The sequence below is a fragment of the Hymenobacter rubripertinctus genome (assembly GCF_003583925.1).
Taxonomy (GTDB): Bacteria; Bacteroidota; Bacteroidia; order Cytophagales; family Hymenobacteraceae; genus Hymenobacter; species Hymenobacter rubripertinctus.
This window is the reverse complement of record NZ_QYCN01000012.1, coordinates 17,303-32,446: the sequence shown is the minus strand read 5'-3', so window position 1 is coordinate 32,446 and position 15,144 is coordinate 17,303. Positions and strand designations below refer to the sequence as shown.

13 protein-coding genes are annotated in these 15,144 nt (G+C 60.7%); 7 read left to right on the top strand and 6 right to left on the bottom strand.

From position 1 onward, the window contains the following. Positions 1 to 119 precede the first annotated feature (119 nt). The 4 genes from D0T11_RS09405 to D0T11_RS09390 form a co-directional block, all read right to left on the bottom strand. Positions 120 to 446, bottom strand: coding sequence for a HesB/IscA family protein (locus D0T11_RS09405; RefSeq protein ID WP_119655537.1), 327 nt, complete (start codon positions 444 to 446; stop codon positions 120 to 122). Positions 447 to 541: 95 nt separating this feature from the next. Continuing rightward, positions 542 to 952 carry a hypothetical protein gene (locus tag D0T11_RS09400; protein WP_119655536.1) on the bottom strand — a complete coding sequence of 137 codons (411 nt, stop codon included), beginning with the start codon at positions 950 to 952 and terminating at the stop codon, positions 542 to 544. A 114-nt stretch (positions 953 to 1,066) separates the two neighbouring features. Next, positions 1,067 to 1,483, bottom strand: a complete 417-nt coding sequence (gene iscU, locus D0T11_RS09395) for a Fe-S cluster assembly scaffold IscU (protein ID WP_119655535.1) — start codon at positions 1,481 to 1,483, stop codon at positions 1,067 to 1,069. A gap of 108 nt (positions 1,484 to 1,591) precedes the next feature. Beyond that, on the bottom strand, positions 1,592 to 2,806 hold the full coding sequence (locus D0T11_RS09390) for an IscS subfamily cysteine desulfurase (RefSeq protein WP_119655534.1): 1,215 nt from the start codon (positions 2,804 to 2,806) through the stop codon (positions 1,592 to 1,594). A gap of 158 nt (positions 2,807 to 2,964) precedes the next feature. Between D0T11_RS09390 and mce the strand changes: the two genes are divergently transcribed. The 6 genes from mce (at position 2,965) to D0T11_RS09360 (ending at position 9,981) form a co-directional block, all read left to right on the top strand. Beyond that, positions 2,965 to 3,393 (top strand): methylmalonyl-CoA epimerase, encoded by a 429-nt coding sequence (gene mce / locus D0T11_RS09385; protein ID WP_119655533.1) that lies wholly within the window; start codon positions 2,965 to 2,967, stop codon positions 3,391 to 3,393. Between the two features lie 166 nt (positions 3,394 to 3,559). Further along, the gene (locus D0T11_RS09380) at positions 3,560 to 4,141 is read left to right on the top strand and encodes an L-threonylcarbamoyladenylate synthase (RefSeq protein WP_119655532.1); all 582 of its coding nucleotides are present in this window, start codon (positions 3,560 to 3,562) and stop codon (positions 4,139 to 4,141) included. 95 nt (positions 4,142 to 4,236) lie between these two features. After that, positions 4,237 to 4,506, top strand: a complete 270-nt coding sequence (locus tag D0T11_RS09375) for a hypothetical protein (RefSeq protein ID WP_182888319.1) — start codon at positions 4,237 to 4,239, stop codon at positions 4,504 to 4,506. Positions 4,507 to 4,603: 97 nt separating this feature from the next. Beyond that, a complete protein-coding gene (locus tag D0T11_RS09370) occupies positions 4,604 to 6,019 on the top strand; it encodes a CCA tRNA nucleotidyltransferase (protein WP_119655531.1) in 1,416 nt (471 codons plus the stop codon). A gap of 390 nt (positions 6,020 to 6,409) precedes the next feature. Next, positions 6,410 to 8,815: a TonB-dependent receptor gene (locus D0T11_RS09365; protein ID WP_119655530.1), complete on the top strand. Its 2,406-nt coding sequence runs from the start codon at positions 6,410 to 6,412 to the stop codon at positions 8,813 to 8,815. Between the two features lie 155 nt (positions 8,816 to 8,970). Next, positions 8,971 to 9,981, top strand: a complete 1,011-nt coding sequence (locus D0T11_RS09360) for a DUF4249 domain-containing protein (protein ID WP_119655529.1) — start codon at positions 8,971 to 8,973, stop codon at positions 9,979 to 9,981. A gap of 514 nt (positions 9,982 to 10,495) precedes the next feature. Here D0T11_RS09360 and D0T11_RS09355 read toward each other — a convergent pair. After that, positions 10,496 to 13,144, bottom strand: coding sequence for a PspC domain-containing protein (locus D0T11_RS09355; RefSeq protein ID WP_119655528.1), 2,649 nt, complete (start codon positions 13,142 to 13,144; stop codon positions 10,496 to 10,498). A 47-nt stretch (positions 13,145 to 13,191) separates the two neighbouring features. Further along, positions 13,192 to 13,560: a PadR family transcriptional regulator gene (locus D0T11_RS09350; RefSeq protein ID WP_119655527.1), complete on the bottom strand. Its 369-nt coding sequence runs from the start codon at positions 13,558 to 13,560 to the stop codon at positions 13,192 to 13,194. A 445-nt stretch (positions 13,561 to 14,005) separates the two neighbouring features. Here D0T11_RS09350 and D0T11_RS09345 point away from each other — a divergent pair, with 445 nt between their 5' ends. Beyond that, positions 14,006 to 15,103 (top strand): putative type IX sorting system protein PorV2, encoded by a 1,098-nt coding sequence (locus D0T11_RS09345; protein ID WP_119655526.1) that lies wholly within the window; start codon positions 14,006 to 14,008, stop codon positions 15,101 to 15,103. Positions 15,104 to 15,144 lie beyond the last annotated feature (41 nt).

Sequence of the window (15,144 nt, the reverse complement as noted above, 5' to 3'; positions counted from 1 at the left end):
AAGGCACATTGCTCTGGTCCGATTCCAGCCTTAGCAGTAGTAACTAGGCTGGAAAAGCCCGCGCGGCGTTCCCCGAATTGGGAAACGTCGCGCGGGCTTGATGGCAGAAAGGGAAGAAGCTAGACCGAAAAACTCTCGCCGCAGCCGCAGGTGCGGGAAGCGTTGGGGTTATCGAAGTAAAAGCCCTTGCCGTTGAGGCCATCCGAAAAGTCGAGTTCAGTACCGGCTAAGTACAGGAAGCTTTTCATATCTACCACTACCCGCACGCCCTTGTCCTCGAACTCCTGATCCATCGGCTTTACTTCATTATCGAAGTCAAGCTTGTAGCTCAGGCCCGAGCAGCCGCCGCCGGCCACCGAGGCGCGCAAACGGTAGGTTTCGTCCAGCTCCGCATCATGCATGAGCTTCTCAACTTTATCCTTGGCTTTATCAGAAACGGTAATCATGGCGCGGGAGGCTAGACGTAGCGGCGGCCAGACGGCCGACAGCGGGATATTTCAGCAACAGAACACCAAAGATACAGTGCTTGTTCAGAAACATTCTAAGAACTGGGATTTAGCACCACGCTAAAAACGGTAATCGTGTTCAGGTCACGGCCATAATAAAGCTTATCGAGAGCTTCGAACACGTTGTGGGCCCGGAAATAGGAGGTCTGTAGCTCCTTGTCGCCACGGGTGCGCCACTGGATGGTGTAAGAGCTTTCCTCGTCGCGGTAGCGTTGCACATAGGCGAGCATCTTACGCAGGGCATCCAGCTTGTCGTGCCCGCTTTCGTAGCGGAACAGGAAGCTCTGGTGATGACGCGGATTCACCGTAATCAGGTCCAGGCGCGTGAGCCCGTCGAGCTGCCGGAACTCAAAGACCAGGTTACCTGCGCCCAGCCCCAGGTAATGCTCAATCTGCCGCTGAATCCGGGCACTTTCTACGTGTACGTCGGTGGGGGAGAGGTCCATGTGCTTGCAAGGTTAGTTGGCTACAAACCATAAGCTGCAAGCGGTAAGAATTCAGCCCGGCAGTAACCGGAGTGAGCTCTTACCGCTTGCAGCTTATGGCTGGTCGCTGAAAAATTAGTGGTGCGACTTAGCCGTTTCCAGCTCGGGCAGACCGTTTTTCACGCGGTAATCGTTGATGGCCGACTTAATGGCATCTTCGGCCAGTACCGAGCAGTGGATTTTCACGGGCGGCAGCGCCAGCTCTTCCACAATTTCCATGTTGTCGATGGCCAGGGCCTCATCCACGGTTTTGCCTTTCAACCACTCCGTCGCCAACGACGAGGAAGCAATGGCCGAGCCGCAGCCGAAGGTTTTAAATTTAGCGTCGGTGATGGTATTCGTGGCTTCGTCTACTTCGATTTGCAGGCGCATTACGTCGCCGCACTCGGGGGCACCCACGAGGCCCGTGCCCACGCTTTTCTTGCTCTTGTCCAGCGTGCCCACGTTGCGGGGGTTGCTGTAATGGTCGATTACTTTATCGGAGTAAGCCATGGCTTTGTTGTTGTTAGTGCTTAGTTGATGGTGCTTAGTACCCAGGAAAATGCTTAACTATTAATGTCTAGAATCAACTAAGCACTAACAACTAAGCCCCAGACACTATTAATGTTCGGCCCACTCGATTTTATCGAGGTCGATGCCTTCTTTAAACATCTCCCAGAGGGGCGACATTTCGCGGAGCTTCGTCACGGCTTCTTTTACGTGGCCGATGGCGTAATCGATTTGCTCGTCGGTAGTGAAGCGGCTCAGGCCGAAGCGCAGGGAGCTGTGGGCCAGGTCGTCGCTCAGACCCAGGGCCTTGAGTACGTAAGAAGGCTCCAGCGAAGCCGAAGTACAGGCCGAACCCGACGATACGGCCAGGTCTTTTACACCCATCATCAGGCCTTCGCCTTCCACGTATTTGAAGGAGATGTTGGCCACGTGGGGCAGGCGGCGTTCCACCGAGCCATTCACGTAGCTTTCTTCCAGATTCAGCAACTCTTTTTCCAACCGGTCGCGCATGGTGCTCAGACGCTCGGCGTCGGCCGCCATTTCCTTCTTGGCCAGCTCGCAGGCCTTGCCTAGGCCCACAATGCCGGGCACGTTGAGCGTGCCGGAACGCATGCCCCGCTCGTGGCCGCCACCGTCCATTTGGGCAGTCACCTTCACCCGCGGGTTCTTGCGCCGCACGTACATGGCTCCCACACCTTTGGGGCCGTACATTTTATGGGCCGTGAAGGCCATCAGGTCAATGCCGTCGGCAATAACGTCTACCGGAATCTTGCCTACGGCCTGGGTGCCATCGGTCATGAACAGCGCGCCGTGCTTGTGGGCAATGGCGGCAATTTCGCGGATGGGCTGGATGGTACCGGTTTCGTTGTTGCCGTACATGATGCTCACCAGAATGGTTTCCGGCGTCATGGCGGCTTCCAGCTCTTCCAGGCTAATGAGGCCCTGGGCATTCACGGGCAGGTAAGTTACCTTGCCGCCCAGCTTCTCGATGTGCTTGCAGGTGTCGAGCACGGCTTTGTGCTCGGTGGTGGTGGTGATGACGTGGTTGCCCTTCTGAGCATACATCTCGAACACCCCCTTGATGGCCAGGTTGTCGGATTCGGTAGCACCGGAAGTGAAAATAATTTCCTTCGGGTCGCAGTTGATGAGGCCGGCAATCTGCTCACGGGCGTAATCAACGGCCTCTTCAGCTGCCCAGCCGAAGGGGTGGTTGCGGGAGGCCGCGTTGCCGAATACCTCGGTCAGGTACGGCATCATAGCCTCCAGAACCCGCGGGTCGAGGGGCGTGGTGGCGTTGTTATCGAGGTAAATAGGTAGCTTGAGCATGGCTCGGAGTTCTGGTTTTGCAGCGGAGAATCTTTCGCGGGTAGAACACGCGAACCGGGAAACAGGTTTACGATTCTTCCCACATTTGTAGCTACAAAAGTAGAACAAATCCAAACAAGCTGCGCTATGCCGTAGCCGGCGCTTTTCACCCTCCCGTCATGTTTACCAACCTCGAACACCTCGGCCTGGCCGTCAACGACCTCGAAGCGGCTACGGCCCTCTACACCAGCCTGCTGGGAAATCCGCCTTACAAGCGGGAGCACGTAGCCTCCGAAGCCGTGGACACGGTGTTTTTCCAGGTCGGCGGCTCCAAGATCGAGCTGTTGGCCGGCACTTCGCCCGACAGTGCCATCACGAAATACCTAGCCAAAAAGCCGGAAGGTATTCACCACGTGGCCTTTGAGGTCGACGATATCCGGGCTGAAATGGTGCGGCTGCGGTCCGAAGGCTTCGTGCTGCTCAACGAGGAGCCCAAGCGCGGCGCCGACAATAAGCTTGTGTGTTTCATCCATCCCAAATCGGCTACCGGCGTACTGATTGAGCTATGCCAGTCGGTGGGGGCAGAGCACCCGCAAACTGAGCATTAGGGATGATGCGCCGTCATTTTTAGCAAGGCAAAGAGCGTTGTCAGGTTCTGTCTGGGTCAGTTATTCCAAGCGGCTTCAAACCGGCAACGACCTTTTCACTGCCCAGGGTGATCCTGCCTTTGCCCATCCCTAGTTCCGATCCAACCAGTTTTCCAAGCCCCCGACTATGAACCATAAATTCCTGCGCTCCGAAGCCGACGCCGCCGTGGATGCGCTGCTGCTGCAAGAGGTGATTCTGTATCCTACCGACACGGTATGGGGCCTGGGGTGCGATGCAGAATCGCCCCGGGCCGTGGAGGCGCTCTACCAGCTCAAGGCGCGGCCCGCCGAAAAGGCCTGTATCGTGCTGGTAGCCGACGAAGCCATGTTTGCCCGCTACGCCGCCGTGGTGCCCCCCAGCCTGCCGGAGCTGCTGGCCACCCAAGAGCGGCCCACTACCTACGTGGTGCCGGGTAGCCGCCATCTGGCCCCCAATCTGCTGGCGCCCGATGGTACTATCGGGCTGCGCGTAGTGCTCCACGACGAGTTCTGCCGGCTGGTGCTGCGCCGGCTGGGTCACGGGCTGGTTTCCACTTCGGCCAACAAGAGCGGGCAGCCCACTGCGGCCATCTACAGTGAGATAGCGCCGGAAATCAGCCGGGAGGCCGGCTACGTGGTGAGCTGGCGGCAGGATGACACCACCCGGGCCGCCCCGTCGCGGGTAGTGCGGGTGCTGGCAGATGGCACGCTGGCCGTTTTGCGCGCGTGAACCGCATGCCAGAAAACTAAGCTTAACAGGGGGTTACTTTTCAGCTTTACCGGTATAAAGGGCAAATCCATCCTCCACATTTTTGCTTTTTGATTATGAAATTCTCGTTCAAATCCCTGCTCGTACTGGCCGCCTTCGCTCCTTTCGCCCTGGCTTCGTGCTCCGAGAAAACCCAGGACAACGCTGAGGCTACCGCCGAAAGCGCGGCCAACGACGCGGCCAACGCGACGGATGCAGCCGGCAACGCCATTGAGAACACGGCCGACAACGCCGCCGCCGAAATGGCTCCCGAGCCCGGTGATACGGCCGTTGTGCAGAACCGCACCACCAACGGAATGGTAGAGGAGATGCCCGCCCAGAAGTAGGCTCCAGCCCGCTCCAACAGTTGAAAAAGCTCCCCCGGATGATTTCCGGGGGAGCTTTTTTGCGGGCCTGTATTCTGCCCCGTGCTACCTTTGCGGCATGGAAAACCCGCGCCTGCCCGAATTGCCCCTGTTCCGAACCATTGCCGATGCTGCCGGCGAGTTGGGCTACCCGGCCTACGTAATCGGGGGCTACGTGCGGGATTTGGTGCTCGGGCGACCCAGCAAGGATGTGGACGTGGTGTGCGTGGGCGACGGCATTCAGCTGGCCCAGCAAGTGGGCCGCCGCCTGCCCGGAAAACCCCGCGTAACGGTCTTCAAGAACTTCGGGACGGCCATGCTGCCCACCTCCGACATCGAAGTGGAATTTGTGGGCGCGCGCAAGGAAAGCTACCGCGCCGAGAGCCGCAAGCCCGAAGTGGTAGCAGGCACCCTGGAAGAGGACCTGGCCCGCCGCGACTTCACCATCAATGCCCTCGGGCTGAGCCTGAACCCGGCTGATTTCGGGACACTTGTGGACCGTTACGACGGCCTGGGCGACATCGGGCGTAAGCTCATCCGCACGCCCCTCGACCCCGATATTACCTTCTCCGACGATCCGCTGCGGATGCTCCGGGCCATCCGGTTTGCCACCCAGCTCGATTTCGATATTGCCCCCGACACGTTTGATGCGCTGGCCCGCAACAAGGAGCGCATCAGCATCGTGTCGCAGGAGCGTATCACGACCGAGCTGAACAAGATTATTATGGCTCCGAAGCCGAGCTATGGCTTCAAGCTGCTCTTTAGCTGCGGTTTGCTCCACCTCATCTTCCCGCGCATGGCCCAGCTCCAGGGCGTGGAAAAAGTGGGCCAGCATGCCCACAAGGATAATTTCTACCACACCTTGCAGGTCCTCGATAATGTGGTGGCCGCTGGCGGCGACCTGTGGCTGCGCTGGGCGGCCATCCTGCACGACATTGCCAAGCCCGCCACCAAGCGCCACGACAAACGGGTGGGCTGGACCTTTCACGGCCACGAGGACAAGGGTGCGCGTTGGGTACCGGGCATTTTCACCGACCTCAAGCTGCCCCTGGGCGAAGAAATGCGGCAGGTGCAAAAGCTGGTACGCCTGCACCTGCGGCCCATCGCGCTGGTGAAGGAAGTCGTGACCGACTCGGCCGTGCGCCGCCTGCTGTTCGAGGCCGGCGACGACGTGGACCGCCTCATGCTGCTCTGCCGGGCCGACATCACCAGCAAGGACCACCAGCGCGTGGCTCGTTACCTGCGCAACTTCGATGTGGTGGAGCAGAAACTCAAGGAAGTGGAGGAAAAGGACCACCTGCGCAACTTCAAGCCCGTGATAACCGGCGAAATCATTATGGAAACTTTTGGCCTGCGGCCGAGCCGCGAAGTAGGCGAATTGAAGGAGGCCCTGCTGGAGGCTATTCTGGAGGGCAAAGTCCGCAACGAGTATGAGGAGGCTTACGCGCTGCTGCTGGAACTAGGCCGGCAAAAGGGCCTCGTGGCGGCAGAATAGGGCGCTTCAAGCCCCAGCAAAGCACAAACTAGAGTCGCAGAACCCCAAGCGGTTTTGCGAATGGGGTAAAGCCTACCGCTTGCGAAACCGTAGTAGAGCTACTGGCGGCTTGCCGGAAGCCCGGCCAGCAGAAACCAGCAAACCAGCAGCAACGCATTACTTTATTTTCAGCTGCCCAACCTAAGACGCACAATATTTATCTTCATTGTCAGTTAGTTGAAAGTATAGCCGCGAAAAAAGGGCCGCCTCAACGAGTGTGGCCGAAAAATTGTTCCCGGCTTTGAGACGATTTTGCAACTTTTTCCGGTTAGCGCGAATCCTGACCGGTACCTGGAGGGTCGTCTTGGCTATTGCTTTTGTTTCTGAATCTTCTGTTATAACCCAACTTTTATGCGTTTTTTATTTCGCCCGTTGCTGCTAGCCGGCACGGTGCTAGGGGTCAGTGGGGCCGCCCAGGCCCAGCAAACGGCCAAAATCACCCTCAGCGGCTACGTGCGCGACGCGGCTACCGGCGAAAACCTGATTGGGGTAGCCGTAGTGAACCCCGACACCGGTGAGGGCACGGCCACCAACACGTACGGGTTCTACTCGCTCACGCTCCCTACCCCCACCGACTCGGTGCGGCTGCTGGTGAGCTACCTGGGCTACGAGCGCAGCCGCTGGGCGGCCCCCGGCACGGCCAACGTCAGCCACAACTTCCGGCTCCGCAGCATCAGCAGCGAGCTGGGCGGCGTGGAAATCGTGGGCAACCGGGGCGGGGAGGAGCGCATCGAGCGCAGTACCCGCATGAGCACCATCAATGTGCCCATTGCCCAGATCAAGAGCCTGCCCAAGCTGTTTGGTGAAACCGATGTGCTCAAGGTGCTCCAGCTGCTGCCCGGGGTGCAGAGCGGGGGCGAGGGCCAGACCGGCCTGTACGTGCGGGGCGGCTCGCCCGACCAGAACCTGATTCTGCTTGATGGCACGCCGGTGTACAATGCCTCCCACCTGTTCGGCTTCTTCTCGGTGTTCAATGCCGACGCGCTCAACAACGTAGAGCTGATCAAGGGCGGCTTCCCGGCCCGCTACGGCGGCCGGCTCTCATCGGTGCTCGATATTTCGATGAAAGAGGGCAACATGCAGGAGTTTCATGGCGAGGGGGCCGTGGGCATTGTGGCCAGTAAGCTCACCCTGGAAGGACCCATCAAGAAGGATACGGCCTCCTTTCTGATTTCGGCCCGCCGCACTTACCTCGACGTGCTGGCTCAGCCCTTCATTAAGTCGCAGCTATCGGCCGAGGGCAGTAAGGGCTCGATTGGCTATTTTTTCCACGACCTCAACGCCAAGCTCAACTGGAAGCTCAGCGGCCGCGACCGGCTGTATCTGAGTGCCTACACCGGCTACGACAAGTTTTACGCCCGGGTACGCGAGCAGCCCAACAGCAGCCGCGACTACAGCCGCACGGCCGCTAACCTGGGCTGGGGCAACCTGACGGCCGGTTTACGCTGGAACCGGGTGCTCAACAACCAACTGTTCATGAACACCCACTTCACCTACAGCAAGTACCAGTTCAACGTGGGCCAGGAGGACGAGCAGCGCTACACCGGCAGCAACGGCCAGAACCGCACCGAGAAGTACACGCTGCGCTACTTCTCCAACATCCGCGACCTGACGCTCAAAACCGACCTCGACTACGCGCCCTCGCCCGACCACTACATCCGGTTCGGCGGCCAGTACATTCTGCACTCGTTCCGGCCCGGAGCCTTGCAGCAGAAGGATAATTTTGATGGCAAGAACAACCAGCTCAACCAGGGCACCCGAACGCTGGCCAGCGAAATGTCGCTCTACGCCGAGGATGACTACCGCCTGACCGAGCGCCTGAAAGTGAACGGAGGCCTGCGCCTGAACGGTTTTCTGGTGCGCGGCACGTTCTACCCCAGTATTGAGCCCCGCCTGGCGGCCCGCTTCCTGCTAACCGAGCAGTGGGCGCTGAAGGCTGCTTACGCCCGTACGGCCCAGTACATCCACCTGCTCACCAACAGCGGTATCGGCCTGCCCACCGACTTGTGGGTGCCGGCCACGCCGCTCATCAAGCCCCAGCGGGCCCAGCAGTTCAGCCTGGGCGCGGCCCGCACGCTCAATTTCAAGGACGAAAACTACGAGCTGAGCTTCGAAACCTACTACAAGCCCATGCGCAACCTCATTGAGTACCGCGAGGGAGCCAGCTTCCTGGGCACCGTAGACAGCGACTGGGAAACCAAGGTAACCAGCGGCAAAGGCTGGGCCTACGGCGGTGAGTTGTTTTTGCAGAAGAAAACCGGCCGCACCACCGGCTGGATCGGCTACTCGCTGGCCTGGAGCACCCGCCGCTTCCCCGACCTCAATCAGGGGCGCATCTTCCCCTACAAATACGACCGGCGCCATGACGTGTCGGTGGTGGCCATCCACCATTTCAGCCCTACGTTCACGTTGTCGGGCACCTGGGTGTACGGCACCGGCAACGCCACCACGCTTTCGCAGGGGCGGTTTCTGCTGGGGGGAGGGCAGGAGTTCGACGACTACGGCGACCGGAACTCGTTCCGGATGCAGGCCTACCACCGGTTCGACCTGGACCTGAGCAAAACCAAGAAAAAGAAGTGGGGTGAAATCGTGAACAGCTTCAGCATCTACAACGTGTACAGCCGCCGCAACCCCTACTACCTCTACTACCAGCGCGGCTACACCGACTTCGAGGGCAACGTGCGGGAAAAACCCACCTACCGCCAGGTGTCGTTGTTTCCCATCATTCCCTCCTTTAGCAAGGCATTTAAGTTTTGAGCACTAATGGGCGCTGACGGCAACGACACCGCTGACTTTTAGCCACTCATCCAGGAGAATTACTCGTTGCTAACGGTGGTTTTTGCCCTGCCTGATACCGGGGAATTTTGGTGCTGATGCTCTTCTTTTTGATAGGACTTTTTTGATTTCGTATTATGAAAAATCTGACGTTATTTCTGGGGGTTGCCTTAAGTGCCGGAGTGGTGGGGGTGAGCGGGTGCGAGACGATTGTGGATGTGGATGCGCCGCCGCATGTGCCCCGGCTGGCGCTGAGCTACACGCTCAGCAATTCGCCGGCGGCGACCAGCCAATCCTTTTTCAGCGTCCGTAATCTGTTCGTGAGTACCAGCCAGGGCGTGCTTGAAACCAAAGAGCCCCGGGGCCGCGGCGACGCCATCGTGCAGCTCTTTGATGACAGCGGGCAGCTAGTGGAGCTGTTCCGCTCGAAGGCGCAGCCGGGCTACTCGTATTCGGGCTCGAAAACCGATAGCGTTTACGGAAACTACGTGCCAGTCCGGGGCTTTGCGGGCGTGCCCGGCCGCACCTACACGCTCCGGGCTTCGGCCCCGGGCGTTGCGGCCGTAGAAGCCACGCTCACGCTGCCCCCGGTGCCGGTCATCGAATCGGCCGGGTACGTGGCCCAGCCCGGCAACCCCAATGGCGGCGGCGGGTACACGTACAACGCCGGCCGCCTGAGCGTGAGCATCGCCGACAACGCCGCCACCACCGATTACTACCTGACCTACGCCCGGGTGCTCGACCGGCAGGGCAACTACTGGGGCAACGTTGCGCGCGACTACAACCGCTCCGGCACCGATATCAACCTGAGCCGCCTCCAGCTCTCGGAACCCGGCAGCTCCTATGGCCAGTATCCGTACAGCGACGCGGGCAGCAACGGGCAGCGCGTGGCGTTTGGAACGGATGTGCGCCTGTTCTACCAGGGCGGCTACAACCCGAACAACCCCACCCCGCCGGAGCCGGGCTACCTGGAGGTCATCGTCAGCAGCATCACGCCCGATACCTACCGCTTCTACCAGTCGCTGGGCCGCTACTATGATACCGATGGCAACCCCTTCGCCGAGCCTGCCCCGCTGCACTCCAACATCCGCCCCGGTTATGGCCTGTTCGGCGGAGCTACCGACGTGGTGTACCGCATCAAGCTGTAGCGCTGCCCTACCGCAAAAGCTGCCGGAAGCAGTTGATGAAGATGCATTGGCTACAACGTCCACGGCCCCCAAACGAGTATCGTTCGGGGGCCGTGGACGTTGTAGCGGCGGAGCCAGCCAAAAACAAAATGAAGGAAGCTCCGACCATCCCGTTGCAGCGGGAGTACTGGCCAGGGCTTCCTTCGGGTCTCACCTTTTTCACTCACAAATGGACCCTTGTATGCGCGCCTTGCTTTCGAACTACTGAATGCGAAAAGCCGGACCACGGTTGCCTCACGAAAAGCGTGCCGACAACCTGATGCCTCTGTGATATGAAACGAATGAACTGGCTGAGGGTTACACCAGTAAGTGGCTAACTGCCGGACTGTCAGGGCGGATAAGCGGGCATCAGGCCCTGGAAAACGGCCTGGTGCCCGCCCGATTCGTTTCTGTTTTTTTTAGCCGGCCCGCCAAAAGATATTGTTGGCGGGCCGGCCGCCGGTGTGCGGACGGGTAGTGTGCCTGCTTGTCCGGTTCAGTTCTGCACCGCCCGGATGCTGGAAGCGCCCACCGAGTTCCGCCGCACGTTGCGCACCGGCCCGCTGTACTCCACCACGCTGGCCCCCACGGCGTCGGCCTTCAGCTCATCGGTCACGCGCAGGCGCACCTTGCTGGCCCCTACTGCGCCCACATCGGCGCGGCGGGCCGTGAAGTCGGCCGCAGCTACTTCGCAGGCTCCGGCGGCATCTATCTTCAGCTCGTCGGCCGCGCCTTTGAGAGCGGCGCGGCAGCCGCCGGCCAGTTCCAGGTTCAGTTCGTCGAAGCGGCCGTCCAGGCTGAGCCGGCTGGCCCCGGCCTGCTCCACGCGCAGGTCGCCGGTGCGGAAACCGCTTACCTGGGCCTGGGTACCGCCCACCAGCTCCAGGTGGTTGAGCTCGGGCATCTCAATGGTCACCAGCACGTGGCTGGTGTTGTTCCGGCGGCCGAATCTGAATACGTTGCGGTTGCGGGGGTGCACGGTCAGTTCTCCACCATCGCGCTCCACTACCAGGTTGCGCAGGTCCTCATCAGAGCCGGCGGCGCTGATTTGGTAGCGGCTGCCCGGGCGCACCACCACCCGGTAAGGGCCGGCCACCGATATGTGGTCGAAGTCCGATTCGTCGTAGGTGCGGCGGGCCGCGCCGTAGCTGTTCTCATTCGTGTCGAAGGGGCGTACCTGGCCATAATCGAGGTGGATGTTCACGTCGGAGCGGCCGGCCTCGTAGTCGTCGCCGTCTTCCCGGTCGCTTTCGCGCTCATCGTCGTTGCCGCTGCGCAGATCGGCATCGGCGCAGCTCAGGCACTCCAGCTTGTTGCCCCGCATCCGGTACACATAATTTTCGGGCTGGTAGGGCTCCCGGCCATTCAGGTAGTCGTCGTCGTTGAGCCAAGTGGCAAAATCCTCCGTCATGCGGAACGTCCGGTCGCGGGGCATGAGCAGGCGCAGGCGCATCTGCTGGTCGCGCAGGCGGGCGCTGGGCTGGTAGGTGAAGTGGTCATCCACGCTCAGGGTGGAGTCGTTGAGCATCCGCAACTGGTGCACGGTGGAGGTGGCGGCAGTGCGACGAGCCAGGGAATCAGTGGCGCCTTTGGCCGAGATGATGCGCTCCAGGCGCGGGGCCTGCGCACTATCGATACCGATCATATCGAGGTCCACCCACTGGTCATTATCGAGCTGGCGGCGCTCCAGCAGCAGGCGGGGGCGGGTCAGGCCGCTGAGGGAAGCCGTCTGGGTTACTTCCGATTCGCGCTGAAACTCCCGGCTCACCCGAATGCCGGCCACCATGCTGCCCACCATGCCCAGCAGCCAGAGGCCCAGCAGGGTGAGGTTAGCGGCCCGCGACAATACCGAGCGGCGTAGCAGCAACCCGAGGCCGGTCAGCAGCAAAGCCAGGGCCGGAATTCCCACCAGCAGGAAGAAGGAAAGTACTGCCCACAGGGAGATGTCGTTGAAGAGCAGGAAGGGCTCCAAGGGGCCGAAATCAACCCGGTCGGGGGAGGAAATGAGGCCTACACCCACGCCCACGCCCATCAGAATGGCCAGTAGCAGGCTGAACCCGGTCAGGACCAGAATGCCGCCCACCACGGCTCGGATGATGCTGCCGACGCCGTTAAGCAGGGGTCGGATATTGCTGAACGATTCTTCCAGAAACATGCCCACGGGCCGGTTATTGGGCGTGCCCTCCTCGGAGCCCGCCGCGTACGGGTTGTTGCGCAGGTTGCTGTCGAGGGCCGAGAGCGTAACGGCGCTGCCCCGCATGCGGAGCTTGTCGGAAGCCGTTTTGGCTTCCGGCAAGAGTACCCACAGCACGATGTAGAGCGGGAAGGCGAAGCCGCCGGCGAACAGGCCGACCAGGAACAGAATCCGCACCAGCACCACATCGACCTTAAAATAAGCGGCCAGGCCGGCCGATACGCCGCCCACTTTGCCGTTGTCGGTGTCGCGGTAGAGCTTTTTGAAGGTGGGGTCTTCGTCGGCCGGCGTGGCGTCGTAGCGCTTGGGCAGGGCAATCCAGAGTACTACGTACACCAGGAATGCGAAACCGCCGAAGTCAAACCCCCGCACGTGAAAGTCGTCGCCGTCGAAATCGAAGGCCCCCCGCACCAGCGGCTTGATGAGTAGCAGCGCCACAAAACCCAGCCGGATCCAGAGCGGATTGACGGCGAAGTAGCGGGCAATGCCGGCTGCCACGCCCGCCACTTTGCGGTTGGCCATGTCGCGGTAGAGGCGCTTGGTGCCGGGCGCTGCCTCTGCTTCGGGCGTGGGCGGCGGCACGGAGCCAGTGCTGCGGGAACTGCCGGAGTAGCCGGTATAGGCTCCTTCGGCGCTGCCGTTGGCAACGGCGGCGGCCAGCAGGTCCTCGTCGTCTTCCGCTTCGTCGGCCGTCTGGAAGTCGCTGACGCGGCCCATTTTGGCCGTCATGGCTTCCACGTCGTCGAGGCTGATGACCTGCTTGAGGGGGGAGAGGCGGGCGGCGAAGAGCTCGGCAATGCGGCCCTCGATGTCGGCCACAATTTCCTCGTGGCCACGGTAGCCGCTGAAGTGGGCTTTCACCTCCGCCAGGTAGCGGCTCAGGACTTCGTAACCGTCTTCCTCAATGTGGAAGATCATGCCCTGAAGGTTGATGCTGATGTTCTTTTTCATCTCAGTTGCTGCAACAATTCAACAATAACGGGAAGCGGAAGCGGGGCCTAAAGCGGCGGTTCCGAAAGGGGGGCGCTGCCCCCGGCGTGGGGCTTCTGGCGGATGATGCGGACCGAGTCCTGGACTTCCTCCCACGTGAGGCGCAGCTGGTGGAGAAACTCCTGGCCGGCCTCGGTGAGGGTGTAGTACTTGCGGGGCGGGCCACTGGTCGATTCCTTCCAGGTGTAGTCCAGCAGGCCCGCGTTCTTGAGGCGCGTCAGGAGCGGGTAGAGCGTCCCTTCGACCACAATCATGCGGGCCGCGGTGAGCTCTTCGAGCATGTCTGACGCATAGACCTCTCCGCGGGCAATGATTTCCAGAATGCAGAACTCCAGGATGCCCTTCCGCATCTGCACTTGGGTGTTCTCGACTTTCATGGGCTGAGGCAGATTTCGGTGAAGAATAAGTCAAAGGTAGCAAAAGGTACTATGCGACGCAAGGTACTGTTAGAAATAATTATTAAAGTCGCGTTTCCCGGTCCTTTAAGCCTATTTGAAGATCAACTAGCAGTATATCCAGCGCATTTTTGGGTACTTGGATTCCTGCACTGACTCCGGATAAGGGAGCCGGCCGGGCGGAGCAGCTGGTGGAATGGCGTAGTCTAGGTCCAGGCCCTTAATCGGAGCCGATTTTGCGCCCGTCCCCAAGGCGGGACAAAGACGCTATTTCGGTTATGCATGACCCGGAAAGCGGCGTATCTTTGGCCGTTGTACTTACCGGTGAATCGATAACCTGAATCCGAAGCGCACTATTAGCAAGTATCTTGCGTTGCAGCCGCGTCAGTCCTCTTCTTCTCTACGTTTGCATTTGGCTTTACCCTCTATGCCCCACTTTTTCCGTAGCGCCGCCCTTCTGCTGGGTCTGGGCCTGAGTGTATCGGCCCTGAATCCGGCCCTGGCCCAAACCAAAACGCCCAAGTACAGCAACGAATTTCTGAACGTGGGCGTGGGCGGCCGGGCCTTGGGCATGGGCAAAGTACAGGTCAGCTTGGCGGATGACGCCACGGCCGGCTACTGGAACCCGGCCGGCCTGGTGAACCAGAAAACCAAGTACGACGGCGTGCTGATGCACTCCGAGCTGTTTTCGGGCATCGTGAAAAACGACTACGCCGCCTTCAGCATGAAGCTCGATGAGAAGAGCGCCCTCGGGGCCAGCCTCATCCGGCTGGGCGTGGATGATATTGCCGACACCCGCAACCTGGTGAACGAGTACGGCTACATCGACTACGACAAAATCCGCTACTTCTCGGTGGCCGACTACGCGGTGCTGCTCTCCTACGCCCGCCAGATCGGGAGCGTGGAAGGCTTGCAGGTGGGGGCCAACGCCAAAGTGGTGTACCGCAACATCGGCTCCTTCGCCGACGCCTGGGGTTTCGGCCTCGATGCCGGCCTGCAATACCAGCGCAACAACTGGCGACTGGCCCTCATGGCCCGCGACATCACGACTACCTACAACGTCTGGACCATCCACCGCGACCAGTTCGAGGGCTCGGCCAATGCCCTGGACAAGATTCCTGAAAACAGCACCGAAATCACGCTGCCCCTCTTCGTGTTCGGGGGCAGCCGCCTGTTCAAGCTGCCCGGCGAGTTTACGGCCCTGGCGGCCCTGGATGTGGAGCTCAGCACCGACGGTCAGCGCAACACCCTCGTTTCGGGCAAGGCCCTGAACCTGGATCCGCGCGCGGGCCTGGAGCTGGGCTACAAGAACCTGGTGTACCTGCGCGGGGGCGTGGGCAACGTGCAGCAGGTGCAAACCTTCACCGGCTCCGAGGCCTGGAAAGCCCAGCCCAGCCTGGGCGTGGGCGTGGCCCTGAGCGGACTGCGCCTCGATCTGGCCCTGGCCCGGCTGGCCGTGGAAAAGCTGGGCCAAAGCTCCCAGCCCACCTCCATCATTGTTTCGCTGGGTTACGGCCTTAAGTAACAGCTAACGCCGGCCGCTGCCCTTGGGGGACGGCCGTGCAT

Bases quoted from the DNA above. Each gene is read 5' to 3' on its own strand.
- D0T11_RS09360 (WP_119655529.1), top strand. From the start codon at position 8,971: ATGAAAAATCTGACGTTATTTCTGGGGGTTGCCTTAAGTGCCGGAGTG.
- D0T11_RS09380 (WP_119655532.1), top strand. From the start codon at position 3,560: ATGAACCATAAATTCCTGCGCTCCGAAGCCGACGCCGCCGTGGATGCG.
- D0T11_RS09375 (WP_182888319.1), top strand. From the start codon at position 4,237: ATGAAATTCTCGTTCAAATCCCTGCTCGTACTGGCCGCCTTCGCTCCT.
- D0T11_RS09405 (WP_119655537.1), bottom strand. From the start codon at position 446: ATGATTACCGTTTCTGATAAAGCCAAGGATAAAGTTGAGAAGCTCATG.
- iscU (WP_119655535.1), bottom strand. From the start codon at position 1,483: ATGGCTTACTCCGATAAAGTAATCGACCATTACAGCAACCCCCGCAAC.
- D0T11_RS09390 (WP_119655534.1), bottom strand. From the start codon at position 2,806: ATGCTCAAGCTACCTATTTACCTCGATAACAACGCCACCACGCCCCTC.
- D0T11_RS09370 (WP_119655531.1), top strand. From the start codon at position 4,604: ATGGAAAACCCGCGCCTGCCCGAATTGCCCCTGTTCCGAACCATTGCC.
- D0T11_RS09365 (WP_119655530.1), top strand. From the start codon at position 6,410: ATGCGTTTTTTATTTCGCCCGTTGCTGCTAGCCGGCACGGTGCTAGGG.
- D0T11_RS09400 (WP_119655536.1), bottom strand. From the start codon at position 952: ATGGACCTCTCCCCCACCGACGTACACGTAGAAAGTGCCCGGATTCAG.
- mce (WP_119655533.1), top strand. From the start codon at position 2,965: ATGTTTACCAACCTCGAACACCTCGGCCTGGCCGTCAACGACCTCGAA.
- D0T11_RS09350 (WP_119655527.1), bottom strand. From the start codon at position 13,560: ATGAAAGTCGAGAACACCCAAGTGCAGATGCGGAAGGGCATCCTGGAG.
- D0T11_RS09345 (WP_119655526.1), top strand. From the start codon at position 14,006: ATGCCCCACTTTTTCCGTAGCGCCGCCCTTCTGCTGGGTCTGGGCCTG.
- D0T11_RS09355 (WP_119655528.1), bottom strand. From the start codon at position 13,144: ATGAAAAAGAACATCAGCATCAACCTTCAGGGCATGATCTTCCACATT.